The 24,642-nt window shown below is 69.0% G+C and carries 21 protein-coding genes, 1 tRNA gene and 6 pseudogenes; 8 read left to right on the top strand and 20 right to left on the bottom strand.

The genetic code is table 11. The features are described from left to right. Positions 1-42: 42 nt before the first annotated feature. Positions 43-942 (top strand): glycosyltransferase family 4 protein, encoded by a 900-nt coding sequence (locus LP418_RS23880; RefSeq protein ID WP_257953955.1) that lies wholly within the window; start codon positions 43-45, stop codon positions 940-942. Positions 943-1,560: 618 nt separating this feature from the next. Here the strand turns inward: LP418_RS23880 and LP418_RS23875 are convergent. Then, positions 1,561-1,953 (bottom strand): hypothetical protein, encoded by a 393-nt coding sequence (locus LP418_RS23875; protein WP_257953954.1) that lies wholly within the window; start codon positions 1,951-1,953, stop codon positions 1,561-1,563. Next, positions 1,953-3,065: a hypothetical protein gene (locus LP418_RS23870; protein WP_257953953.1), complete on the bottom strand. Its 1,113-nt coding sequence runs from the start codon at positions 3,063-3,065 to the stop codon at positions 1,953-1,955. Before LP418_RS23870 ends, LP418_RS23875 begins: the two co-directional genes overlap by 1 nt. 165 nt (positions 3,066-3,230) lie before the next feature. Here LP418_RS23870 and LP418_RS23865 point away from each other — a divergent pair, with 165 nt between their 5' ends. Continuing rightward, complete coding sequence (locus LP418_RS23865; protein WP_257953952.1) at positions 3,231-4,316, top strand: lipopolysaccharide biosynthesis protein; 1,086 nt, start codon at positions 3,231-3,233, stop codon at positions 4,314-4,316. Between the two features lie 134 nt (positions 4,317-4,450). On the opposite strand, the pseudogene polA reads toward LP418_RS23865, so the two are convergent. Beyond that, a pseudogene (gene polA / locus LP418_RS23860) lies at positions 4,451-7,145 on the bottom strand (DNA polymerase I). A 63-nt stretch (positions 7,146-7,208) separates the two neighbouring features. Here polA and LP418_RS23855 point away from each other — a divergent pair. Beyond that, positions 7,209-7,652, top strand: coding sequence for a hotdog fold thioesterase (locus tag LP418_RS23855; protein ID WP_257953951.1), 444 nt, complete (start codon positions 7,209-7,211; stop codon positions 7,650-7,652). Positions 7,653-7,658: 6 nt separating this feature from the next. Here the strand turns inward: LP418_RS23855 and LP418_RS23850 are convergent, their stop codons facing one another. Next, a complete protein-coding gene (locus LP418_RS23850; protein WP_257953950.1) occupies positions 7,659-8,225 on the bottom strand; it encodes a GNAT family N-acetyltransferase in 567 nt (188 codons plus the stop codon). Between the two features lie 545 nt (positions 8,226-8,770). On the opposite strand from LP418_RS23850, the gene LP418_RS23845 reads away from it, so the two are divergent. The 4 genes and pseudogenes from LP418_RS23845 to LP418_RS23830 all read left to right on the top strand — a co-directional run bounded on the left by LP418_RS23845 (position 8,771) and on the right by LP418_RS23830 (position 10,841). Next, complete coding sequence (locus tag LP418_RS23845) at positions 8,771-9,244, top strand: transporter substrate-binding domain-containing protein (RefSeq protein WP_257953949.1); 474 nt, start codon at positions 8,771-8,773, stop codon at positions 9,242-9,244. Between the two features lie 7 nt (positions 9,245-9,251). Further along, positions 9,252-9,668 (top strand): annotated as a pseudogene (locus LP418_RS23840) (ABC transporter permease subunit); the annotation flags it as partial. A gap of 112 nt (positions 9,669-9,780) precedes the next feature. Further along, positions 9,781-10,077, top strand: a complete 297-nt coding sequence (locus tag LP418_RS23835; RefSeq protein ID WP_257953948.1) for an ABC transporter permease subunit — start codon at positions 9,781-9,783, stop codon at positions 10,075-10,077. 2 nt (positions 10,078-10,079) lie between these two features. After that, complete coding sequence (locus LP418_RS23830) at positions 10,080-10,841, top strand: amino acid ABC transporter ATP-binding protein (protein WP_257953947.1); 762 nt, start codon at positions 10,080-10,082, stop codon at positions 10,839-10,841. Positions 10,842-10,899: 58 nt separating this feature from the next. On the opposite strand, the gene LP418_RS23825 is transcribed toward LP418_RS23830, so the two are convergent. The 12 genes and pseudogenes from LP418_RS23825 to LP418_RS23785 all read right to left on the bottom strand — a co-directional run bounded on the left by LP418_RS23825 (position 10,900) and on the right by LP418_RS23785 (position 16,652). Continuing rightward, complete coding sequence (locus LP418_RS23825) at positions 10,900-11,631, bottom strand: ABC transporter ATP-binding protein (RefSeq protein ID WP_257953946.1); 732 nt, start codon at positions 11,629-11,631, stop codon at positions 10,900-10,902. Next, positions 11,532-11,825, bottom strand: a complete 294-nt coding sequence (locus LP418_RS23820) for a hypothetical protein (protein WP_257953945.1) — start codon at positions 11,823-11,825, stop codon at positions 11,532-11,534. Before LP418_RS23820 ends, LP418_RS23825 begins: the two co-directional genes overlap by 100 nt. After that, entirely contained in the window at positions 11,800-12,399 is a 600-nt protein-coding gene (locus LP418_RS23815; protein WP_257953944.1) for an ABC transporter ATP-binding protein, read from the bottom strand. Before LP418_RS23815 ends, LP418_RS23820 begins: the two co-directional genes overlap by 26 nt. A gap of 44 nt (positions 12,400-12,443) precedes the next feature. Then, complete coding sequence (locus tag LP418_RS34400; RefSeq protein WP_442940313.1) at positions 12,444-12,824, bottom strand: ABC transporter permease subunit; 381 nt, start codon at positions 12,822-12,824, stop codon at positions 12,444-12,446. Positions 12,825-12,924: 100 nt separating this feature from the next. Next, positions 12,925-13,245, bottom strand: a pseudogene (locus tag LP418_RS34395) (ABC transporter permease subunit); the annotation flags it as partial. After that, positions 13,145-13,549 (bottom strand): ABC transporter permease subunit, encoded by a 405-nt coding sequence (locus tag LP418_RS31450; protein ID WP_336275797.1) that lies wholly within the window; start codon positions 13,547-13,549, stop codon positions 13,145-13,147. The pseudogene LP418_RS34395 and the gene LP418_RS31450, both read right to left, overlap by 101 nt. Next, the gene (locus tag LP418_RS23805) at positions 13,546-14,124 is read right to left on the bottom strand and encodes a branched-chain amino acid ABC transporter permease (RefSeq protein WP_257953943.1); all 579 of its coding nucleotides are present in this window, start codon (positions 14,122-14,124) and stop codon (positions 13,546-13,548) included. The genes LP418_RS31450 and LP418_RS23805 overlap by 4 nt, the downstream gene beginning before the upstream one ends. After that, positions 14,027-14,536, bottom strand: coding sequence for an ABC transporter permease subunit (locus LP418_RS23800; protein ID WP_257953942.1), 510 nt, complete (start codon positions 14,534-14,536; stop codon positions 14,027-14,029). Before LP418_RS23800 ends, LP418_RS23805 begins: the two co-directional genes overlap by 98 nt. Before the next feature lie 96 nt (positions 14,537-14,632). After that, positions 14,633-15,256, bottom strand: coding sequence for a branched-chain amino acid ABC transporter substrate-binding protein (locus tag LP418_RS23795; protein WP_257953941.1), 624 nt, complete (start codon positions 15,254-15,256; stop codon positions 14,633-14,635). Continuing rightward, complete coding sequence (locus LP418_RS34390; protein WP_442940312.1) at positions 15,228-15,455, bottom strand: hypothetical protein; 228 nt, start codon at positions 15,453-15,455, stop codon at positions 15,228-15,230. The genes LP418_RS23795 and LP418_RS34390 overlap by 29 nt, the downstream gene beginning before the upstream one ends. A gap of 22 nt (positions 15,456-15,477) precedes the next feature. After that, positions 15,478-15,765: a hypothetical protein gene (locus LP418_RS23790; RefSeq protein WP_257953940.1), complete on the bottom strand. Its 288-nt coding sequence runs from the start codon at positions 15,763-15,765 to the stop codon at positions 15,478-15,480. 194 nt (positions 15,766-15,959) lie between these two features. Then, positions 15,960-16,652, bottom strand: a pseudogene (locus LP418_RS23785) (ANTAR domain-containing response regulator). Here LP418_RS23785 and LP418_RS23780 point away from each other — a divergent pair. Beyond that, positions 16,610-16,685 (top strand) — tRNA-Leu (locus LP418_RS23780). The pseudogene LP418_RS23785 and the gene LP418_RS23780 overlap by 43 nt on opposite strands. A 315-nt stretch (positions 16,686-17,000) precedes the next feature. Here LP418_RS23780 and LP418_RS23775 read toward each other — a convergent pair. The 4 genes and pseudogenes from LP418_RS23775 to gltB all read right to left on the bottom strand — a co-directional run. Continuing rightward, a pseudogene (locus LP418_RS23775) lies at positions 17,001-17,279 on the bottom strand (pyruvate kinase alpha/beta domain-containing protein); the annotation flags it as partial. Continuing rightward, complete coding sequence (gene pyk, locus LP418_RS23770) at positions 17,230-18,450, bottom strand: pyruvate kinase (protein WP_257953939.1); 1,221 nt, start codon at positions 18,448-18,450, stop codon at positions 17,230-17,232. The pseudogene LP418_RS23775 and the gene pyk, both read right to left, overlap by 50 nt. Before the next feature lie 51 nt (positions 18,451-18,501). Continuing rightward, positions 18,502-19,962: a glutamate synthase subunit beta gene (locus tag LP418_RS23765; RefSeq protein ID WP_257953938.1), complete on the bottom strand. Its 1,461-nt coding sequence runs from the start codon at positions 19,960-19,962 to the stop codon at positions 18,502-18,504. Next, positions 19,955-24,549 (bottom strand): annotated as a pseudogene (gene gltB, locus LP418_RS23760) (glutamate synthase large subunit). Before gltB ends, LP418_RS23765 begins: the two are co-directional and overlap by 8 nt. Positions 24,550-24,642: the final 93 nt, after the last annotated feature.

The following is a 24,642-nucleotide window of genomic DNA, read 5'->3' as shown; positions in this document are numbered from 1 at the left end:
AGCGATACCTCGAGAAGATGGCCGAGGGCCTCGTCGAGCGCGGTGCCCAGAGTCACGATCCTGTGCGCTGCCCACGCGGCCGCGCCGCCCGACGAGACCATCAACGGCGTGCGCTACGTCCGCCGCGGGACCAAGATGACGGTCTATCGGGAGGGAGTGTCGGCACTGCTGCGGCGTGACTTCGGCCATGTCGATGTCGTGGTCGACATACAGAACGGTCTGCCGTTCTTCACCCGGGCCGCGACCCGCAAGCCCGTCGTGGTCCTGGTGCACCACGTGCACCGCGAGCAGTGGCCGGTGGTCTACCCGGGTGTGACCGGCCGGATCGGTTGGTGGATCGAGCACTCCTTGGCGCCGAGGCTCTATCGCACCTGCCAGTACGTCGCAGTCTCGCGCGCGACCCGCAACGAGCTGCAACAGCTCGGCGTCGACCGCGAACGGATCGCCGTCGTCCACAACGGCACCGACCCGGTGATCCCGGTCGGCATCGGCAAGTCCGCGCACCCGATGATCGCGGTGGTCGGTCGCCCGGTGCCGCACAAGCAGGTCGAGCACGCGATCGACGCGGTGCTCGCCCTGCGCGCCGAGCACCCGGACGTTCGGCTGCACGTCGTCGGGTCAGGATGGTGGGAAGCAGAGCTCCACGAGTACGCCGCAGCGCGCGGCGCCGGAGACACCGTGGTGTTCGAGGGGCAGGTCGACGAACGTCGCAAGCACGAGGTCTACGAGCAGTCGTGGATCCTCGCGCTCCCGTCCCTCAAGGAGGGCTGGGGCCCCGGTGATCGGCGAAGCAGGCATGCATCGCACCCCGGCCGTGGCCTACCGCTCGGCCGGTGGCACGAGGGAGTCGATCGCGCACGACCGGTCAGGTGTCCCGGTCGACGACGCGACCGCGTTCACCGGGACGCTCGGTCGGCTGATCAACGACCACACGGAGCGTGAGCGGCTGGGAGCCGGGGCGGTGGAGATGAGCCACGCCTTCACCCGGCAGCACGCGCAGGAGTCGTTCACGCACGTGGTCGCGAGCGCCCTGCGAGGCGTCCGGATCGACAGCCGGGACCCGGACGAGGAATGACAAACGCGGCGCATCGGCTCGAGAGCCGGCGCCGCGTCGTGTCGGGCGGGGATCACCCGCCGTGCATCACTCGGTCGTGGTGCCGTAGTCGAAGGCGGGAGCCTCGGCGTTGGCCGGGGACTTGGACGGAGCTGAGGTCTGCGACGAGATCAGGCCGAAGACGGAGACCGAGGCAAGCAAGCCACCAGCGACGAGGCTGACGATCGGTCCGACAAAACCAGCGTTCATGTGTGTTGACCCTCCCTAAGGTTCGCGGCGAAGCGTAACAGCAGCCCGCCCGAATCGTTGACTACAGGTGGAAATGTCACCCCCGAGTCATCTGGCGCCGGTTCGGCGCCGCCGCCAGCACCCGCAGGAGCCGCCGGGAGCAGCGCGATCCACCCGCTCCAAGCCAGCGTCATCGCGACGATCCGGGTCAGTCGCGCGCGGTCGGGGGCGAACCTTACCGGCCACCTCCACCACCGTGACACCACTCTCGGAGAAGGTCACGTCACCCGCGACCTCGGGCGTGTCCCGGCCGGGGATCTGCTCGGCCACCACCACCGACACCCCCGGGGCGGCGAGCGCGGCGGCACGTTCGTCGGGGCTGGGGAGATCGAGCGCCTCCCCCACATCGGCCGCACGCGGGTCCTCCCCCGGGAGGGGGCGTCCGTCGACGTACAGCTCGGCGTTGGCAACTGCCCCCGGCCCGGGAACCGCGGAAGCGGGTCGAGCACCTTGCGTCCACCGTTCCACTCCGGGGCGCGATAGCTCGTGAACGGGAGCAGCACGACGTCGCCGGCCGGCGCGGACACGACCGCGGCGCGCACGTCCGCCGGGCCGGTCGGGTAGGACACGGCATCGAGCCGGCCTGCCGACCCGAGTGCCGCGTCGGGCATCAGGGCCGGGGGACGAAGGCCGGGAGGCCGGCCACGAGCACCCGTGTCGCCCGGTCGGGTGTGCGGTCGATCAACCACCCGGCGCCGCGTGCGACCAGCACCACCGTCAACGGCGCCGCCAGTGCCAGCAGCCGTGACCCGTCGCGCAGCAGTCCGCCGCCGGGCACGTGGGCGGCGACCCAGCCGACCGCGCCCGGAGCCGACCAGCTCACGACCGCCAGTCCGACTCCCACGAACCAGCAGGCCACCGGGGCGCCCCGCCCCTCGATGGGCGTACGGCGATGCGCCAGCCACCCCGGGCCCGCCAGCGCTGCCGGGACGACCAGCGAGACGACGGCGAGGAAGCCGAGGCGGGTGGAAGGCACCACCTCCGCGTTCCAGATCCCGCCCGGGGTGATCGCGGCGAGCGGACCCGGCAGCGGACCCTCGTCGCTCGCGGCGAACACCCGCGCACCCACGGCGCTGGAGGTGGCCGACGTGGCGTGCAGCAGTCCCGCCACCAGCCACGGCAGGTTGGCCACGGCACACAGTCCGGCCGGGAGAGCGTTTCGTCGCACGGTCCCCCGGCGCATCCCACCGGTCAGGGCCGCGAACGCGGTGGCCACGCCGGTGCTGGCGCTGAGCGAGCCGAGCACGAGCAGCACGGGCAGCAGGGCGGGCATGCGGGTGCCGACGTCCCAGCGCCTTCCGATGACCAACAGCCACGGCAGCACGGCGTAGCCGATCAGCACCGGCCAGTGCCCGATCACCAGCCGCTCCACCACGAACGGGTTCCAGACCATCAACGACGTCGCGACCAGCTGCGTGCCGAGCGAGCGCTGGCCCACCAGAGCCGCGGCCCCGGCACCGGCCCCGACCAACGATCCGATCAGCACGACCTTCTGCAGCAGCATCCCGGGCACGACCGTGTCCAGCACCGCGACGACGGCGTCGGACGGAACCGCCCGCGGCAGCGCTGTACCCACGCCCCAGACCTCCGGGGTCAGCGCCGTGTCCGGGACCCAGACCATGTCGTAGGTCAAGACGTAGCCGGGGCCGAGCGCGCCGCCCAGCATCAGCGCGGCCAACAACAGGGACCACAGCGCCGGCGCCCACCGTCGTGCTCCGGTCACCTGCCCGACTCCCCTTCGCTCCCGACGTGCGCCCGCGCCGCGCGGGTTGTGCAGGTGCCGACTGTAGTGGCGCGGTCAGCAACTAGGCTCGCCCGCGTGGGAATGAGAGACACAGCTGCGCGCGTCGCCAACAGCAGCTCAGGCATCGCTGTGTCGATGGCGGTCATGAACGTCGCCACCTACGGTTTCGTGATCGTCGCGTCCCCACTGCTCGGCACCGAGGGGTACGGCGCACTCGCGGCCTCGCTCAACCTGATGCTCGTCATCAGTGTCGGCGCGCTGGGCCTGCAGGCGACCGCCGCCCGACGGATCTCCGCCGACCCGCAGCACGTCGCACAGATCGAGGACTCGATCCTGCGGGTGACCTACCGTGCTGCGGCGGCGCTGGGACTGATCCTGCTGGTCCTGAGCCCACTCATCCAGCGGGTTCTCGGCCTCGATCACCTCAGCACCGCCCCCGGTCATCGCGATCTCCGCCGTGCCGATGACGATCATGGGCGGCCTCGCCGGGATCCTTCAGGGCGAGCGACGGTGGGCCGCGCTGGGCGCGGTGTACATCGCCGCCGGCGTGCCACGTCTCCTCATCGGGGGGCGTTCATCGCGTGGCGGCCCACGGAGTTCTGGAGCGTCCTCGGGGTCGGCATCAGCTTCTGGGCACCCGTCGTCGTCGGCTGGTGGGCCCTGCGACACCAGCGCCAAACCAGCACCGGGAGCTCCGAGCACACGGGCATGTCGATGCTCAAGGAGAGCGTCGGCAACGGCCGAGCCCTTTTCGCCTTCTTCGCGCTCAGCAGCGTCGACATCATCGTGGCGCGCAACGTGATGACCGACCACGAGACCGGTCTCTACGCCAGCGGTCTGATCCTGACCAAGGCGATGCTGTTCCTGCCGCAGTTCGTCGTGATCGTGGCCTTCCCGACGATGGCCACCGGCAGCGGTCGCCGCAAGGCCCCGGTCGTCAGCCCGGGGCTGGTCGCCACGCTCGGGTCGGTCGGCACGCTCGCTGCGTGGCTTCTGTCGGGCATCGCGATCCGTTTCGTCGGGGGCGCGGAGTATGCCGAGGTGGAGCCCCGGCTCTGGATCTTCGCCATTCTCGGGACGCTGCTCTCGATGATCCAGCTGCTCATCTACTCCGTGCTCGCCCGCCGGGGCAGGCGTTCGGTCTACGTCGTGTGGCTGGCCCCGGCGAGCCCGGGTCGGTGTGGGGCTCACGACCGACACCGTGCTCGAGTCTGGTCACGACGGTCGTGACCGTCGATGTCGCGCTGCTGCTGGTGCTCCTCGGCGTCAGCGCGTGGTTCCTGCGCGAGGGCGCACCCGCGCCGGAGGAACCCGCAACTCTTCCCGCTGGTTGAGGAGCGGGCGGGCCGAAACCGAGGCCGCTGTCAGTGCGCGGCGTCGTGCCAGCTGCGGCCGGTCCCGACGGACACGTCGAGCGGCACCGCCAGTCGGCGGCACTGCCCATGTGCTCGCGCACCAGATCGCCGAGGGCGTCGCTCTCCCCCGGCGCCACCTCGAGGACGAGCTCGTCGTGGACCTGCAGCAGCATCCGTGACCTCAGCCCCCGGTCGACGATGGCCGCCTCCACGTTGAGCATCGCCACCTTGATCAGGTCGGCCGCCGACCCCCGGATCGGTGCGTTCAGGGCCATCCGTTCGGCCGCCTCACGCCGCATCCGGTTGTCGCTGTTGAGGTCGGGCAGGTAGCGACGGCGTCCCATGATCGTCTCGGTGAAGCCGGAGCCGCGTGCCTCGTCGCGCAGGCCCCCGAGGTAGTCGCGGATGCCGCCGAAGGTCTCGAAGTACTCGTCCATCAGGCCCTGCGCCTCGCCGGGCGTGATCCGCAGCTGCTGGGAGAGCCCGAACGCGGACAGACCGTAGGCCGGGCCGTAGTTCATCGCCTTGATCTTGGCCCGCTGCTCGACGGTGACGTCGTCGGCGGGCGTGTCGAAGACGCGGGCGGCGGTCATCGAGTGGAAGTCCTGACCGGAGCGGAACGCCTCGATCAACAGCTCGTCCTCGGAGAGGTGGGCCATGATCCGCATCTCGACCCGGCTGTAGTCGGCCGTCATCAGCGACTCGTAGCCCTCGCCGACCACGAACCCCTCGCGGATCCGTCGTCCAGCCTCGGTCCGGATCGGGATGTTCTGCAGGTTGGGGTCGGTGCTCGAGAGCCGTCCCGTCGCCGCGATGATCTGGTTGTACGTCGTGTGGATCCGCCCGTCGGACGCGACCGTCTTGAGCAGCCCCTCGACCGTCTGGCGCAGCCGGATCACGTCGCGGTGTCGCAGCAGGTGCTGCAGGAACGGGTGCTCGGTCTTCTCGTAGAGAGACTGCAGGGCATCTGCGTCGGTGGTGTAGCCGGTCTTGGTCCGCTTGGTCTTCGGCATGTCGAGCTCATCGAAGAGAACCACCTGCAGCTGCTTGGGCGACCCGAGGTTGATCTCCTTGCCGATCACGTCGTAGGCGTCGGTGGCGGCGGCCTTGACACGGTCGCCGAACTCCGACTCGAGGGACTCGAGGTAGTCGGTGTCGACCGCGATCCCGGTCTGCTCCATCCGCACCGGGGTGCCGATCAGGGGCAGCTCGACGTCGGCGAGCAGCGCGGTGCCGCCGTGCTCCTCGACCGTGTCGTCGAGCGCGTCGGCGAGGTCGAGGATGGCCCGGGCTGTGAGCATCGCGACGTCGCTGGTGCCGGTGTCGTCGAGGGTGTCGAAGCTGAGCTGGTCGGCGTCGCCGGTGTCCCTGGCGCAGCTCGCGCTTGAGGTAGCGCAGAGTCAGGTCGGCCGGGTCATAGGAACGCTGGTCGGGCTGGACGAGGTAGGCCGCCAGCGCGGTGTCGACCGCGAGCCCGCCGAGCTCCCAGCCGTGCGCGGCCAGCGCGAGCGTCGGCCCCTTGGCGTCGTGCAGCACCTTGTGCTTCGACGCATCGGCCAGCCACGCAGCCGGGGCAGAGTCGTCCTCGGGGGAGATCTCGGTGACGTCGATCCGGGCCCCCCGCGCTGGCGCCCGCGGCGAGCGCGACCGACACGACCTCGCCGGTCCCGGCGCGCCACGATCCCTGTACGGCGACGCCGACCCGCTCACCGTCGCTGGCGTGCTGCTCCAGCCAACCGGCCACGGCTCCGCTGGCAAGGCGCTCGCCGTCGAGGTCGAAGCCCTCCTCGGACACCTCGTCGTCGGCGGCCGGGTCGATGGTGTCCATCAGGCGGGTGCGCAGCTCGCCTCGGAACTCGAGCTCGTCGAGCAGCTCGAGGCCGGCGGTGCGGTCCCACGGCTGGCGCACGGTCTCCCCGGGCGCACCGGCAGGGTCAGGTCACGGATCAGTGCGTTGAGGTGGCGGTTGCGGATCACGTCGCCGAGGTGGGCCCGCAGGGCCTCCCCTTCTTGCCGGTGATCTCGTCGGCGCGGGCGATCACGTTGTCGAGCCCGTCGAACTGGTTGATCCACTTGGCGGCATATCCCTGACCCACTCCCGGGACGCCGGGCAGGTTGTCGGAGGTCTCCCCCACGATGGCCGCGAGCTCCGGATAGCGCCACGGCGGGACGCCGTACTTCTCCTCGACGTAGGCCGGGGTGAGTCGGGCCAGTCGCTGACGCCGCGCATCGGATAGAGCACGGTCGAGGTCTCGGTGACCAGCTGGATCGAGTCGCGGTCGCCGGTGAGGATCAGCACCTCCATGCCCTCGGCCATGGCCCGGGTCGCGAGCGTGGCGATGATGTCGTCGGCCTCGTAGCCCTCGAGCTCGAGGTGCTGGATGCGGAGCGCGTCGAGGACTCGCTGGATCAGCGGCAGCTGGCTGCTGAACTCGCCCGGCGTCTTGTTCCGCTTCGCCTTGTACTCCGGGTATTCCTCCAGCCGGAACGTCTGGCGTGACTTGTCGAAGGCGACGCACACGTGCGTCGGCACCTCGTCGCGGAGCACGTTGACGAGCATCGAGGTGAACCCGTAGACCGCGTTGGTGTGCTGCCCGGTGGCGGTCGAGAAGTTCTCGACCGGCAGCGCGAAGAAGGCGCGATAGGCCAGCGAGTGGCCGTCGAGGAGGAGCAGTCGGGCGGGGGCGGCACTCGTCTCGGACACGACGCGACTCTATCGGCCGGCACCGACGGCGCGGACCGGACGGGGGTCGGCCAGAATGGCGGCATGAGCGACCTCAGACTTCCCTCCATCGACATGAGCATCGACGAGTTCGTCGCGCAGATGCCCCGGGGCAACGGCGCCCTGAACGACAAGATGGGCGTGGTGATCACCGAGATCTCGCCGGAGCGCATCGTGGCCACGATGCCGGTGGAGGGCAACACCCAGCCCTACGGCCTCCTGCACGGCGGCGCGTCCGTCGTGCTCGCCGAGACCCTCGGGTCCATCGGGTCCTACATCCACGCGTCCCCCGAGAAGGTCGCCGTCGGCGTAGACATCAACGCGACGCACCACCGGTCGGCGACGTCGGGCACCGTGACCGGCACGGCCACGCCGATCCACCCGGGGCGCAGCATGGCGGCCTTCGAGGTCGTCATCACCAACGAGCAGGGCAAGCGCGTGTGCACGTCGCGCATCACCTGCGCGCTGATCTCCGCCCCACAGGGCTGACCTGCGTCAGCTGGCGACGTGCTCGCGGCCCATGCGGCGAGCGGCGAGGACCTTGTCGATCTGGCGCGATCCGCGCGGTCGGGTCGTGGAGCGCCGAGCCGACAGCTTCGCGCGCACGGCGGAGGTGCTCGCGGCACGCAAGGTCGCCTGCGGAGTGAGCGAGAGCCGCGCCATGAACCGGTTGGCGTCGCGCGAGCTGGCCATGGCGGCGGTGGCCACCGTGCCGATCCCCCGGTGCTCGGCGAACCCGGCTGCGGCATCCATCAACGCCGTACCGACACCGCGGCGGCGGAACTCGGGCAGCACGTGGGGTGACACCGCCAGCAGGGCGGGCTCGAGGTTGAGCGGGGTCAGCGTCGAGGCCGCGAGGAAGACCGCGCCGGCGACGTGACCGTCCAGCTCGGCGACGGCGATGCAGCGGTCCTCGCGGTCGGCGCAGTCGGCGATGACGCTCTCGACGTCGGCCTGCTGCTCGGCATCGGTGGCGCGCCGCAGGATGTCGGACCACAGCTCACGCAGCACCGGGGCGTCTGCAGCAATGGCGGCGCGCACCTGTACCGAAGTCCTGCTCATGCTTGTTCTCCCAAGGATTCAGCCCCGTGACACTGCTCTCCCCGTTACCGGGATCGTTCCCGGCCTTGTGCGCTGACCTTAACCTGACCCGACGGCTCCTGTCCCTCGAGGGCCGGAACAAGAGCACGTAACGCGTTCGTTGTCGCAGCGACACCACAATGCAGCCGCGAGTGTGACCCGGTGCACTAGAGTCCCGCGCATGCGAATTCGCTCATCTCACCGATCCCCGGCCCTGATCCCCACGCTCGGCCTCGCCCTCCTCCTCACTGCCTGTGGCGGCGGCTCCGACGACTCGGCCGACGACACCTCCGGAAGCGGAGACAGCGGCCTCGAGACGATCGCCTCGGGCACGTTGACCGTCTGCTCCGACGTCCCCTACCCGCCCTTCGAGGACTTCGACGACACCTCCGAGTCCGGCTTCAAGGGCTTCGACATCGACATCGTCCGGGCGATCGCCGACGGCCTCGAGCTCGACCTCGGCCGTCAAGGACTCGTCGTTCGATGCCCTGCAGAGCGGCCGGGCGCTCAACGCCAGTCAGTGCGACATGGCCGCCAGCGCGATGACGATCACCGACGAGCGCAAGGCCTCCCTCGACTTCTCCGACGGCTACTACGACTCGCAGCAGTCGCTCCTCGTCACCGAGGGCTCCGACATCGCGAGCATCGACGACCTCGACGGCGTGAAGGTCGGTGTCCAGCAGGGCACCACCGGCAAGGCCTACGCCGAGGAGAACGCCACCGGCGCCGAGCTGGTCTCGTTCCCGAGCGATGCCGAGATGTTCCGGGCCATCAAGGCCGGACAGGTCGAGGCGCTGCTGCAGGACCTCCCCGTCAACATCAACCACCGGGACGCCGGCGGCTTCAGCGTCGTGGAGACCTACTCCACCGACGAGGCCTACGGCCCGGCGATGAAGAAGGGCAACACCGCCCCGGTCGACGCCGTCAACGAGCAGCTCACCGAGATGCGCGCGGACGGCTCCTACGACGAGATCTTCAACTCCTACTTCGCAACCGAGTGACCTGCACGTGCCTCTGAAGCGCAAGACGCGACGCAACCTCGGCAGGGCGGTCCTCTACGCCGTCCTGCTGGGGTTGCTGCTCCTCCTGATCCCGGCCGCCGACTGGCCGACCATCCGGGCCAACTTCTTCGCTCCCGGCGGCATCGGCAACCCGTTCAAGGGCGACTGGGGCACCTGGCCCGACCTGATCACGATCGGTGTCAAGAACACCATCATCTACACCGCGATCGCGTTCGGCGTCGGCCTCGTCCTCGCTGTGGTCCTGGCCCTGATGCGGCTCTCGCCGATTGGGGCCTACCGGTGGCTGGCCACGGCCTACATCGAGTTCTTCCGTGCCCTGCCTGCCTTGCTGGTGGTGCTGCTGATGGCCTTCGGCATCCCGATCGCCTTCAGTGGCTGGACACCCCCGGGTGGGACCGTCGGTGCCGGGGTCGTGGGCCTGATCCCGGTCGCTGGGGCCTACATGGCCGAGACGATCCGGGCCGGCATCCGAGGCCGTGCCCAAGGGTCAGACCGAGGCCGCCCGGTCGCTGGGCATGAGTGCGGGCCGGACCACGGTCACGGTGGTGCTCCCCCGGGCCTTCCGGATCGTGATCCCGCCACTGACCAACGAGTTCGTACTCCTGATCAAGGACACCGCGCTGCTGTTCGTGATCGGCTTCGCCGCCGACCAGCGTGAGCTGACCACGATCGCCCGCGACTTCATGTCCTCCAGCGCCACCGCCGGCACCGCGACCAGCCTGATCCAGGCCGCGATCCTCTACATCATCATCACGCTGCCGCTCACCCGCCTCGTCGCGTGGCTCGAGCGTCGGCAGCAAAGGGCACGGTGACCATGTCCGAGGAAACCATCTCCGTCGACCCGACGGCCCCGGCCATCCGAGTCCGCGACCTGCACAAGTCGTTCGGCAGCAACGAGGTGCTCAAGGGCATCGACTTCCACGTCGACAACGGCGAGGTCGTCTGCGTGATCGGCCCGTCCGGGTCGGGCAAGTCCACGCTGCTGCGGTGCATCAACCGGCTCGAGGAGCCCGACTCCGGTCAGGTCCCGGTGGAGGGTGTCGACATCATCGACCCCGAGACCGACCTCGACGCGGTCCGCTCCCGCATCGGCATGGTCTTCCAGCAGTTCAACCTGTTCCCCCACATGACGGTGCTGCGCAACCTCACCGTCGCGCAGGAGAAGGTCCGGCGGCGCTCGAAGAAGGAGTGCATCGAGATCGCCCGTGCCAACCTCGACAAGGTCGGTCTCTCCGGCCGGGAGAACGTCTACCCTGCGCACCTGTCCGGTGGCCAGCAGCAGCGCGTGGCCATCGCCCGGGCGCTGTCGATGAACCCGGACATGATGCTCTTCGACGAGCCCACGTCCGCGCTCGACCCGGAGCTCGTCGGTGACGTCCTCGACGTCATGAAGACACTGGCCTCCGAGGGCATGACGATGATGGTCGTCACCCACGAGATGGGCTTCGCCCGTGAGGTGGGCAACAAGCTCGTCTTCATGGACGGCGGCGTCATCGTCGAGGAGGGCGACCCGCACGAGGTGCTCGGCAACCCCCAGCACCAGCGCACGCAGGCGTTCCTGTCCAAGGTCCTGTAGCACCTGTACGACGACAGCGGCCCGGCTCCTTCAAGGAGCCGGGCCGCTGTGCGTTTGATCAGGTGGTGCTCAGACGTCGCCACCGAGGTAGGCGGCCTTCACGGCCGGGTCGCCGGCCAGATCCGGAACCGGTGCCCGAGCGCACGATGGAGCCGGTCTCCGGGATGTGCGCCTCGTCGGACCGCTTGAGCGCCCGGGCGGCGTTCTGCTCGACCAGCAGCACGGTGGTGCCCTGCTTGTTGATCTCGGTCACGATCGAGAAGATCTGTGCGATCAGCTTGGGAGCCGGGCCCATGGAGGGCTCGTCGAGCAGCAGCAGCCGCGGCCGCGACATGAGTGCGCGGCCCATCGCCAGCATCTGCTGCTCGCCGCCCGACATGGTGCCGGACACTCGGTCGATGCGCTCCTCGAGCCGCGGGAACAACGTGAGCACGCGCTCGAGGTCCTCCCGATAGGCGGCCGACTTGCGGTCGGTGCGGCTGTAGGCGCCCATCTCGAGGTTCTCCCGCACGGTCATGCCGATGAAGCAGCGACGGCCTTCGGGAGACTGGCTGATGCCCAGCTTCACCCGGTCGTACGGCGCAACGTCGGTGATGTCCTTGCCCTCGAACCTGACCGTGCCGGCTCGCACCTTGCGCAACCCCGACACCGTCTTGAGCGTGGTGGTCTTGCCGGCGCCGTTGGCGCCGATCAGCGTGGTGACGGTTCCTTCGGGAACGCCGAAGCTGATGTCACGGATGGCCTCGATGTGTCCGTAGTTGACACACAGGCCCTCGACCTCAAGAAGCATCTTCTTCGTCCACTCCCGGTGTAGGCGGCGATGACCGCCGGGTTGTCGTGGATCTCAGCAGGCGCGCCCTCGGCGATCTTGCGCCCGAACTCGAGCACCACGATGCGGTCCGTGACGCCCATGACCAGCTTCATGTCGTGCTCGATGAGCAGCACGGTGAAACCCCGGTCACGCACCTTGCGGATGAGCTCCATGAGCTGGACCTTCTCGGCCGGGTTGAACCCGGCCGCCGGCTCGTCGAGGCAGATCAGCTTGGGCTCCGTGGCCATCGCGCGCGATCTCCGGGCGTCGCTGGTCGCCGTACGACAGGTTGGCGGCGAGCTCGTCGGCCTTGCGGTGGATGCCCATGAAGCGGAGCAGCTCCATCGCGCGGTCGTGCCCCTCCTGCTCCTCGCGGCGGTGCCTCGGAAGGCGGAACAGCGCAGTGAGCATGCCGGTGCGGTGCCGGGCGTCGGTACCGACCGGGACGTTCTCCAGCGCGGTCATCGTCGGGAACAGCCGGATGTTCTGGAACGTCCGGGCGATGCCGTTCTGGGTGATCTGGTGCTTCTTCATGCCGACGATGGAGGAGCCCCGGAACTTGATGTCCCCGCTCGTCGGGCGGTAGACGCCGGTGACCGCGTTGAAGCAGGTTGTCTTGCCGGCGCCGTTGGGCCCGATCAGGCCCGGGATCTCGCCCTCGTTGATGTGCAGTGACACGTCGTCCGGGGCCGTGAGGCCGCCGAAGCGGAGCGTCAGGTTGTCGATCTCCGGGATGCGTTCAGACACGCGCCTGCTCCTCTCCGTCATTGCCGCCGTCGCCGGGGCTGTCGTCATCGACGCCCTGCTCGAGCTCGATCAGCTCGTGCTCGAGCTGCTTGGCGCGAACCGTGCGTCGCGGCGGCAGCAGACCCTCGGGTCGCAGCGTCGCGAGCAGGACCGGGGCCGGGCCGAACGCAAGGACGCGGAAGTCGTCGAACTCGCGGAACCGCTGAGGCAGGTAGGCCACCGGGGATCGCACCGACGATCACGCCCCACCTGTTGCCCCGGCCACCCACGACCACGGCCGCGAGGAACAGGATCGAGAACAGCAGCAGGAACGACTGGGGGTTGATGAAGCTCTGGCGAGTGGCGTAGAGCCCACCGGCCGGGCCTCCGACGAAAGCGCCGGTCGCGAACGCGAGCAGCTTGAACTTGAAGGTCGGGACACCCATCAGCTCGGCGGCGTCCTCGTCCTCGCGCGTCGCCTCCCGAGGCGCGACCGACGCGGCTGTTCTTGATCAGGACGTCGGCTGCCGGGACCACGAAGACAGCCGTGAGGCCCATCCAGTAGTACGGGATCTGGTCGAGCACGCCGAACTTGAGGAATGCGGTCGTGTCCCGGGTGTCGATGAGGACCGTGCCGTTGTCCCAGAGCAGGTGGGGGATCTGGAAGAGGCCCTCATCCCCGCCGAAGCTCGGTGGCTTCGATATGCCCGGGATGCCCTTGTTGCCACCCAACCACTCGAGGTTGACGGCCGTCAGCCGGATGATCTCACTGAAGCCGAGCGTCACGATGGCGAGGTAGTCGCCACGTACTCGCAGGGTCGGCGCGCCGAGGAGCACGCCAGAGAGCATCGCGACCGCGACACCCAAGGGCAGTGCCAGCAGGAACGGCCAGTTCGCGTGGAAGGTGGTGGCGATGGCAAGCGGTGTAAGCGCCGATGGCGTAGAACCCGACGTATCCCGGGTCGAGGAGCCCCGCATAGCCGACGACGATGTTGAGGCCCAGCGCCACCAAGCAGTAGATCGTGACGGTGAAGAGCACGCCTCCGAAGTCGACGCCGGGGGTGCTGATGAACGGCGGCTCGAGCAGCGGGAGTGCGTAGGCGAACACGGCCAGCAGCACCCACAGCGCGATCTTGGCCGGCTTGGGCAGGTTGGTGAACTTCGACTTCATGCTCGCGCCTTTCCGAGCGACTCGCCCAGTAGACCCGTGGGTCGGACGAGGAGGATCAGGACCAGCAGCACGAAGGCGATGACGTCACGCCACTCGCTGCCGAACAGTGCCCGGCCCCAGTTCTCGGCGACACCCAGCACGAGTCCTCCGAGCAGGGCCCCGCGCAGGTTGCCGATGCCGCCGAGGACTGCGGCGGTGAAGGCCTTCACCCCGAGGAGGAAGCCCACGTCGTACTTCGTGGTCTCGATCTTGAGCATGTAGAGGAAGGCGGCGACGCCGGCCATCAGGCCGCCGATCAGGAAGGTCATCTGGATGGTCCGGGTCGGGTTGACGCCCATGAGCGAGGCCGTCTCCGGGTCCTGCGCAGTGGCGCGGATGCCCTTGCCGAGCCTCGATCGGCGTACGAACTGGTCGAGGATGACCATCATGCCGATCGCCGCGACGATCACGATGACGTCGATGCCTGCGATGCCGACGTCACCAATGTTGAAGCGCGGCTTGTCGAGCACGCCGGCCATGCTGTTGTTGATGCGGGCCTTGCCGACGTATTCGGAGAAGTTGTCGTCGAGCCCCACCCAACCGGCGATGCGGTCGCGAAGACCCATCAGCTCGGCGAGCACGAACGAGGCACCGATCGCGGAGATCAGCGCCACCGGGCGCGGCGCGTTGCGGTTGATGAGCGGTCGGTAGGCGACCCCGCTCGAGGATCAGCGCGATGATCGCCGACACCACCATGGCCGCGATCAGGGAGGCGATGAGGATGGCAATCAGCTTGGCGCCGTTGGCCTCACCCGCGTTGAACGCCATGACCGTCCACAACATGGCGAACGTGCCGTACATGAACACTTCGGAGTGAGCGAAGTTGATCAGCTGCAGGACGCCGTAGACCATCGTGTAGCCCAAGGCGATCAGCGCATAGATGGAGCCGAATGCCAGCCCGGTGATGGTGAGCTCAGGCAGGTTGTTGAAGAAGAATTCGAAGTTCACGAAAGACTCCGGCCCTCGGATCTGGACAAGGGTGCGGCCGGGGACATGCGTCCCCGGCCGCGCCTTTGTCATGGTGTGAAACGGCTCAGCCGTGGATCACTTGATCTCGCCCTCGGGCACGATCGCGCCGCCCTTGACGGTGTAGGCGTAGACGTGAACGTCGGCCGGCTCGCCGGTCTCGTCGAACTTCAGCTGCTTGGTGATGCCCGCCTCGTCGTAGCCGTTGACGAACTCGAGCATGTCCGCGCGGTTGTCGATGCCCGAGCCGATGCCGTCCGGGAAGATCTGGGCGGCGTCGTAGGCCTCGGCGGCGTAGGTGCCGGGAGCCTCGCCGAACTCGGCCTCGTAGGCAGCCGCGAACTCAGCCACCGCCGGGTCCGTGTCGGGGATGCAGGGGCAGGTGATGATGGTGCCCTCGGCAGCCTTCTTGGCGTCGAGGTAGGCCGGGTCCTTCACGCCGTCGGCCACGACGAACGTGCCGTCGAAACCACCGTCGCGCAACTGGCCGATGAGGATCGTCGCCTCGGCGTAGTAGCCACCGAAGAAGACCGCGTCGGGCTTGGAGGAGTTGACCTTCGTGACGGTCGCCGAGAAGTCGGTCTGACCGGTCTGGATGGTGTCGGTGTCGACGACGGTGTCGCCGAGGTCTTCCTCGATGATGCCGGCCGGGCCGGCGCCGTACTCGGAAGCGTCATCGATCACGAAGACAGACTTGGCCACGGAGCGTGTCCTTGATGTAGGCCGCGGCGGCAGGACCCCGGGTGGCGTCGTTGCCGAGCGCACGGTGGAAGGTGTCCCAGCCGTTGGTCGACAGCGCCGGGTTGGTGGCCGACGGGCTGATGGTCGGAACCCCTCCCTCGGCGAAGATCGGACCAGCAGCGGCGGACTCACCCGAGAAGGCGGGACCGACGACGCCGATGATGGACTCGTCGCCGGCAACCTCAGTCGCCGGGGACGGAGCCTCGTCGGGGGCTACCCTGCGAGTCGCGGATCTCGAAGCCGACCTCGCAGTCAGCCTCGGCGTTGTACTGGTCGATGGCGAGCTGTGCGCCCTGGATGATCGGCGCACCGAGGCCGGCTGCGGGGCCGGTCTCCGGGCCGAAGAAGGCGATGCTCTGGTCACAGGCGCCGCCTTCGGCGCTCGCGTTGCTGTCGTCGCCACCGTCACCCGAGTCGGTGGTGCCACAGGCACTCAGGGTGAGCCCAGCAGTGGCGATGAGCGCAATCACTGCGCGCTTGGGCCTCGTGGTTCGCAACATTGGTCCTCCGGTTAACGTCTCTGGCCATGCGTGAACCCGCATGGTCGGGTGCAGCGAAACCTAGCACCATCGATGTGCTCTGAATCACCCTTCACCCCGCAACTTTCGCTGCTGTGATCCTTTTGTGACTGAAGTGTTTCGATGATCTGCCCGTTGATCGAGGATCAATCGCGTGCGGGACCGTGCTCGACAACTCCTTCGGCCACCTGCCGCATGGACAGGCGAAGATCCATCGCTGTCTTCTGGATCCACCGGAAGGCTTCCGGTTCGCTGAGCCCCAGCTGCGCCTGCAGGACGCTCTTGGCCCGCTCCACGGCCTTGCGTGTCTCCAGCGACTCCTGCAGGTCGGCGACCTCACGCTCCAGCACCGTGACCTCGTCGAAGCGACTGACGGCCATCTCGATCGCCGGCACCGAGGTCGGTGCGGGTGAACGGCTTGACGAGGTAGGCCATCGCACCGGCGTCCCCGGCCCGCCTCGACCAGCTCGCGCTGGGAGAAGGCCGTGAGGATGACGACCGGTGCGATCCGCTCACCGGCGATCTGCTCGGCGGCCGCGATCCCGTCCGGGATCGGCATCTTCACGTCGAGGATCACCGGGTCGGGCCGCAGCTCCTGCGCGAGCTCGATCGCCTTCTGTCCGTCGCCGGCCCGGCCGACGACGTCGTAGCCCCTCCTCGCCCAGCATCTCGGCGAGATCCATCCGGATCAGTGCCTCGTCCTCGGCAATGACGACGCGTCGGGGTGCGGGCTGGCTCACGGTGGCGGGGTCGGTCACGGGGGCAAGGCTAGTCGGGTACGGTTTCCTCGCTGTTGGCCCCGGTAGCCCAACGGCAGAGGCGATGCTCTCAAACAGCATTCAGTGTGAGTTCGAATCTCACCCGGGGCACCACGCGAGCAGATACAGATCTGGCGTCCACGCGCGTCGGCAGTTCGAGAAGGCTCGCCTGAAATCACGCTGCGCATAGATCGCCGTACGCCCAACTGCCAACGCCAAGTCAGCGCGTATGCCGATGTATCAGTATTGCCCCCGCTGGACGGGTCATCCCTTCAGCGGTGCGCCACCCACATTTTCCTGCCCTCGAATGTGGCTGACCCACCCCTCCAATGCGCAGCGTCGCGACACGCCGACCCGGGGGTGTCACAGCCACATTCCGCGCCTGCAGAATGTGGCTCACTCACTGCTCGGGAGGCCCGAAGGCCTGACTCAGGTCGTACGCCGATAGGCCGGCGCGGCTCCGTTGATCGCATCGCCCATCCGGTGGATGCGCAGGGCGTTCGTCGAGCCGGGGATCCCGGGCGGACTCCCGGCGATGATGACGACGAGGTCGCCCTCCTTGACCCGCCCGACGTGGATCAGTGCCTCGTCGACCCGGGCGGACCATCTCGTCGGTGTGCTCGACCTCGGCCCCCGGGAAGGTCTCGACACCCCGAGGTCATCGCGAGCTGCGAGCGCGTCCGCGCCTCGGGCGTGAACGCCGGGATGGGGATCGGGCCGCGGTAGCGAGAGCCGCTTGGCCGAGTCGCCGCTGACGGTGAAGGCGACCGGGGAAGACCGCCCCGACCGCTTCGGCCACCTCGGCGGCGGCCTTCGCGATGATGCCGCCGCGCGTGTGCGGCTGCCGAGTCACGGCGGCCATGTGGCTCAGGCCGTGGTCCTCGGTCGACTCGACGATGCGCGCCATGGTCTGGACCGCGATGATGGGGTACTCCCCCACGCTGGTCTCGCCCGAGAGCATCACCGCGTCGGCCCCGTCGAGCACGGCATTGGCGACGTCGCTGGCCTCGGCCCGGGTCGGGGCGGGCGCGGCGATCATCGACTCGAGCATCTGCGTGGCGACGATGACGGGCTTGGCGTTGCGCCGCGCCTTGTCGATGATCCGCTTCTGGTGGATCGGCACGTCCTCGAGCGGGCACTCGACGCCCGGGTCGCCGCGGGCGACCATGATTCCGTCGAAGGCGTCGACGATCTCGTCGATGTTCTTGATCGCCTGCGGCTTCTCGATCTTGGCGATCACCGGGACGAAGATGTCCTCCTCGCGCATGATCGCGCGCACGTCCTCGGCGTCGGCGGCGTTGCGCACGAAGCTGAGGGCGATGAAGTCGACGCCGAGCCTGAGCGCCCAGCGCAGGTCCGCGGTGTCCTTCTCGGACAGCGCCGGCACGGACACCGCGACGCCGGGCAGGTTGATGCCCTTGTGGTTGGAGACCTTGCCGGCGACGATCACCTCGGTCACGACGTCGGTCCCCTCGACCGCGGTCACCCGGAGCCGGACCTTGCCGTCGTCGATCAGCAGCGGGTCGCCGACCTTCACGTCGCCGGGCAGTCCGTCGTACGTCGTCCCGCTCTGGTCCACGTCACCGAGGACGTCGCGGGTGGTGATCGTGAAGGTGGCGCCCTTCTTCAGCTTGACCGGTCCGTCGGCGAACTGGCCCAGCCGGATCTTCGGACCCTGCAGGTCGGCGAAGATCCCGACGCCGTGCCCCGACTCGTCACTCGCCTTGCGGACCGGGTGGTAGGCCCGCTCGTGGTCGGCGTACTCGCCATGGCTCATGTTGAGCCGGGCGACGTCCATCCCGGCATCGACGAGCTCACGGATGGCCTCCGCACTGGAGACCGCAGGGCCGAGGGTACAGACAATCTTCGCTCTTCGCACCACTCGACCCTAGCGGATCTTTGATCGATCCAAAGCCCCAGTCCGTGAACGTCAGACGACCAGCGGTCGATCCGTCGGCTTGATCGGCACGGGCAGCGTCGACGAGCCGGTGAGGAAGGTGTCGACGGCGGCCGCGGCGGCGCGACCCTCGGCGATCGCCCACACGATCAGCGACTGGCCGCGACCCACGTCGCCGGCCACGAAGACACCCTCGACGCTCGAGGCGTAGACCCCATTGCGCACCACATTTCCACGCGCGTCCAGCTCCACTCCGAGCTGCTCGATGAGACCCGGCTTCTCGGGGCCGACGAAGCCCATGGCGAACAGCACCAGCTGGGCCGGGATCTCCCGCTCGGTGCCCTCGATGGGCTGGAACTTCGCGTCGACCTCGATCAGGCGCAGACCCGACACGTTGCCGTCGTCGTCGCCCGAGAACTCCTGCGTGGAGATCGCGTAGACGCGGTCGCCACCCTCCTCGTGGGCCGACGAGACACGGAACGTCATCGGGTACGTCGGCCACGGCTGACCGTTCGGACGGCTCTCCGGCGGCTGCGCCATGATCTCGAGCTGGGTGATGGAGCGTGCGCCCCGGCGGGTGGAGGTGCCGAGGCAGTCGGCGCCGGTGTCACCGCCGCCGATGATGACGACGTCCTTGCCGGTGGCCGGGATCTGGCCATCGACCTCCTCGCCGAGCGCGACGCGGTTGGCCCGGGGCAGGAACTCCATCGCCCGGTGGATGCCGGCGAGCTCGCGCCCGGGCACCGGCAGGTCGCGCGCCTCGGTGGCGCCCATGGCCAGCACGACCGCGTCGTAGCGGTCGACCAGCTGGGGACCCGTGAGCTCCGCACCGACGTCGACGCCGGCGCGGGAAGACGGTGCCTTCCGCTTCATCTGGTCGAGGCGACGGTCGAGGTGCTTCTTCTCCATCTTGAACTCGGGGATGCCGTAACGCATCAGCCCGCCGATCTTGTCGGCGCGTTCGTAGACGGCGACGGTGTGACCGGCGCGCGTGAGCTGCTGCGCGGCGGCCGGGCCCGCGGGGCCGGAGCCGATCACGGCGACGGTCTTGCCCGAGAGCCACTCCGGCGGCTGGGGCCGGACGTAGCCCGACTCCCACGCCTTGTCGATGATCGAGACCTCGACGTTCTTGATGGTGACCGGGTCCTGGTTGATGCCCAGCACGCAGGCGGTCTCGCAGGGCGCCGGGCACAGCCGGCCGGTGAACTCCGGGAAGTTGTTGGTCGCGTGCAACCGTTCGATCGCACCCTCCCAGTCGTCACGCCAGACCGGAGTCGTTCCACTCGGGAATGATGTTGCCGAGCGGGGCAGCCCCCGGTGGCAGAACGGGATGCCGCAGTCCATGCAACGCCCTGCCTGCGGCGTGATGATCGGCAGCAGCGCGCGGCCGATCCCGTCGGGGTAGACCTCGTTCCAGTCGCCCACGCGCTCGTCCACGGGACGGCGGGTCGCAACGGCGCGGCCTTCCTTCAGAAAGCCCTTCGGGTCAGCCATGGAGCACCTCCATAATGCGTGCGTTGGCCTCGTCCTCGGTGAGGCCCTCGTCGAGGGCCTCCGCCCGGGCGTCGAGGACGCGCTTGTAGTCGCGGGGCATCACCTCGGTGAAGCGGCCCAGCGCGGTGTCCCAGTCGGCCAGCAGGGCGGCGGCAACCGTCGAACCGGTCTCCTCGCCGTGCTGGGTGATCAGGGTCTTGAGCTGTTCGACCGCGTCGCCGATGACGGGTCCGAGGGCGACGAGCTCCGGGTTGACCCGGCCCTCGTCGAGGTCGAGCACGAACGCGTGGCCACCCGACATGCCGGCCGCGAAGTTGCGACCGGTGGGGCCGAGCACGAGCACCACTCCCCCGGTCATGTACTCGCAGCCGTGGTCACCGACGCCCTCGACCACGGCAGTCGCACCGGAGTTGCGGACGCAGAAGCGCTCGCCGGCCTTGCCGCGCAAGAAGATCTGGCCCGACGTCGCGCCGTAGCCGATCGTGTTGCCGGCGATGACCTGCTCGCTCGCGTCGAAGACGGCGTTGAGGTCGGGGCGTACGACGATGCGTCCGCCCGACAGGCCCTTGCCGACGTAGTCGTTGGCGTCACCCTCGAGGCGCAGCGTGACACCGCGCGGCACGAAGGCGCCGAACGACTGTCCGGCCGAGCCGGTGAAGGTGATGTCGATGGTGCCGTCCGGAAGACCCTCGCCGCGGTAGCGCTTGGTCACCTCGTGGCCGAGCATGGTGCCGACCGTCCGGTTGACGTTGCGTACGGCGACCTGTGCACGCACCGGTTCGCCGTGCTCGAGCGCCGGGGCGGCGAGCTTGATCAGCTCGTTGTCCAGCGCCTTCTCGAGGGCGTGGTCCTGACCCTTGGTGTTGCGCAGGTCCCGGCCCTCGAACTGGCCGAACTCGCCGTGCGCCGAGGCTCGGTGCAGGATCGGCGTCAGGTCGAGACCCGCCGCCTTCCAGTGGCCCACGGCACGCTCGATGTCGAGCGAGCCGACTCGGCCGATGGCCTCGTCGAGGCTGCGGAAACCGAGCTCGGCGAGGAGCTCACGCACCTCCTCGGCGATGTAGGTGAAGAAGTTGACGACGTGGTCGGCCTGCCCGTTGTAGCGCGCACGCAGGACGGGGTTCTGCGTCGCGACGCCCACCGGGCAGGTGTCGAGGTGGCAGACCCGCATCATGATGCAGCCCCGACACGACCAGCGGAGCGGTCGCGAAGCCTGAACTCCTCGGCGCCGAGCAGCGCCGCGATGATGACGTCGCGACCGGTCTTCAGCTGGCCGTCGGCCTGCACCACGATCCGGTCGCGCAGCCCGTTGAGGAGCAGCGTCTGCTGGGTCTCGGCCGGGCCGAGCTCCCACGGACCGCCGGCGTGCTTGAGCGACGTCAGCGGCGAGGCGCCGGTGCCGCCGTCGTGACCGGAGATCAGCACGACGTCGGCGTGCGCCTTGGAGACACCCGCCGCGACCGTGCCGACGCCGACCTCGGAGACCAGCTTCACGTGGACGCGGGCCGACGGGTTGGCGTTCTTGAGGTCGTGGATCAGCTGAGCCGGGTCCTCGATGGAGTAGATGTCGTGGTGCGGCGGCGGGCTGATGAGGCCCACGCCGGGCGTCGAGTGCCGGGTCTTGGCCACCCACGGGTAGACCTTGTGACCGGGCAGCTGACCACCCTCGCCGGGCTTGGCGCCCTGCGCCATCTTGATCTGGATGTCGTCGGCGTTGGTGAGGTATTCGCTGGTGACGCCGAACCGGCCGGACGCGACCTGCTTGATCGAGCTGCGGCGCTCGGGGTCGTAGAGACGATCGGCGTCCTCGCCGCCCTCACCGGTGTTGGACTTGCCGCCGAGGCGGTTCATCGCGATGGCGAGGGTCTCGTGGGCTTCCCGGCTGATGGAGCCGTAGGACATCGCACCGGTCGAGAAGCGCTTGACGATCTCGCTCACCGGCTCGACCTCGTCGATGCCGATCGCCGGGCGACCGGTGGCCGCGCCGTCCTTGAAGCGGAACAGCCCACGCAGCGTCATCAGCCGCTCGGACTGCTCGTCCACGCGCGAGGTGTACTGCTTGAAGATCTCGTAGCTGCCCGTGCGGGTCGAGTGCTGGAGGCGGAACACCGTCTCCGGGTCGAACAGGTGCGGCTCGCCCTCGCGACGCCACTGGTACTCCCCGCCGATCTGCAGCTCGCGGTGAGCAGGCGCGATCCCGCCTCGGGGGTACGCCGAAGCGTGGCGCCTCGCGACCTCCTCGGCGATCGTCTCCAGCTCGATCCCGCCCAGCTTGGACGTGGTCCCGGTGAAGTACTTGTCGACGACGGACTGCGAGAGCCCGACGGCCTCGAAGATCTGAGCGCCGGTGTAGGACGCCACGGTGGAGACGCCCATCTTCGACATCACCTTGAGGACGCCCTTGCCGAGGCCCTTGATCAGGTTGGCGACGGCCTTCTCGGGGTCGACCTTGACGTAGTAGCCCTCGCGCGCGAGGTCCTCCACGGACTCCATCGCGAGGTAGGGGTTGACCGCCGCGGCGCCGTACCCGACGAGAAGGGCGACGTGGTGCACCTCGCGCACGTCACCGGCCTCGACCAGGAGACCGACTCCGGGTGCGGGTCTTCTCGCGCACCGGGTGGTGGTGGACCGCGCCGGTGAGCAACAGTGACGGTATCGGCGCGAGATCGGCGGTGGAGTGCCGATCGGAGAGCACGATGACGCGGGCGCCGCCGGCGATCGCCTCGGACACCTCGGCGCAGATCTCGTCGATCCGCTTCGCCAGCGCGGCGCCGCCGCCCTCGACCTCGTAGAGGCCCCGGGAGACGTGGGTGATGAAGCCGGGCATGTCGCCGTCACGGTTGATGTGGCGGATCTTGGCCAGTCGTCGTTGGAGATGACCGGGAACGGCAGCACGACCCGGCGACACGACGCGGGCGCCGGTTCGAGCAGGTTGGCCTCCGGGCCGATGGTGCCGTTCAGCGAGGTGACGAGCTCCTCGCGGATGGCGTCGAGCGGCGGGTTGGTGACCTGCGCGAACAGCTGCGCGAAGTAGTCGAACAACAGCCGCGGCTTGTCGCTGAGGGCCGCGATGGGCGTGTCGGTGCCCATCGAGCCGAGCGCCTCGCCGCCGGTGTTGGCCATCGGGGTGAGCAGGACGCGCAGCTCCTCCTCGCTGTAGCCGAAGATCTGCTGACGACGCGTCACCGAGGCGTGCGTGTGCACGATGTGCTCGCGCTCGGTGATGTCGTCGAGGTGGATGAGCCCGGCGTGCAGCCACTCGTCGTAGGGGTGCTCGCCGGCCAGCTCGGACTTGATCTCCTCGTCCTCGACGATGCGGTGCTCGTCGGTGTCGACCGGGAACATCTTGCCGGGCTGGAGGCGGCCCTTGCGCACGACCGTGGCGGGGTCGAGGTCGAGCACGCCGACCTCGGAGGCCGGGACGACGAGTCCGTCGTCGGTGACCCAGTAGCGGCTGGGGCGAAGGCCGTTGCGGTCGAGGACCGCGCCGATCTGGCTGCCGTCGGTGAACACGACACAGGCGGGGCCGTCCCACGGCTCCATCATCGAGGAGTGGAACTCGTAGAACGCACGACGTTGCGCGTCCATCTCGGTGTGGTTCTCCCACGCCTCGGGGATCATCATCAGCACCGAGTGCGGCAGCGAGCGGCCGCCCATGTGCAGCAGCTCGAGCACCTCGTCGAAGGACGCGGAGTCGGAGTGGCCCGGGGTGCAGATCGGGTAGAGCCGGTCCAGCGGACCGGGGATGACGTCACTCTCGAGCAGCGCCTCGCGGGCCCGCATCCAGTTGCGGTTGCCCATCACGGTGTTGATCTCGCCGTTGTGGGCGATGAACCGGAACAGGTGCGCCAGCGGCCAGCTCGGGAAGGTGTTGGTGGAGAACCGCGAGTGCACGACGGCCAGCGCCGAGGCCACCCGCTCGTCCTGCAGGTCAGGGAAGAAGTTGTCGAGCTGGTCGGTCGTCAGCATGCCCTTGTAGGCAAGCGTGCGGCCCGACAGCGACGGGAAGTAGACGTCGGCATCGTGCTCGGCGCGCTTGCGCAGGCAGAAGGCGAGGCGCTCGAGCGCCATCCCGGCGACGCGCTTGCCGGCACCGGCCACGAACAGCTGGACGAAGCTCGGCATCACGCTCTTCGCGGTGGCGCCCAGCACGTCCGAGTTGGTCGGCACCTCGCGCCAGCCGAGGACGCTCAGGCCCTCTTCGCCGGCGATCTGCTCGATCTGGGCCTTCACCTTGTCGACGCCGTCGGACTCGCCGGGGATGAACGCGGTGCCGACTGCGTAGCTGCCGGCCCCGGGGAGGTCGAAGTCGACCACGTCGCGCAGGAACGCGTCGGGCACCTGCATCAGGATGCCCGCACCGTCACCGGAATTGGTCTCGGCGCCGGCGGCGCCGCGGTGGTCGAGGTTGCGCAGCGCGGTCAGCGCCTTGGCCACGATGTCGTGGCTGGCGACACCGGTCAGCGTGGCGACAAACGCCACGCCACACGCGTCGTGCTCATGGCGAGGGTCGTAGAGCCCTTGTGCCCGGGGGCCCGCAAGTAGTCCCGAAGTGGCTCGGCCTGCAGGCGGTGAGAAGGCGTCCATCTGGGCGTTCTCCCGTCGTCGTGCGCTCACGCGGGCCGTCGAGGACGGGACGTGAACGCGGGTGATGGCGATCGGCAGGGGACGGCATTGGCC

This window comes from Nocardioides sp. B-3 (assembly GCF_024703895.1).
Taxonomy (GTDB): Bacteria; Actinomycetota; Actinomycetes; order Propionibacteriales; family Nocardioidaceae; genus Nocardioides.
This window is presented reverse-complemented; position numbering and strand designations above follow the sequence as displayed.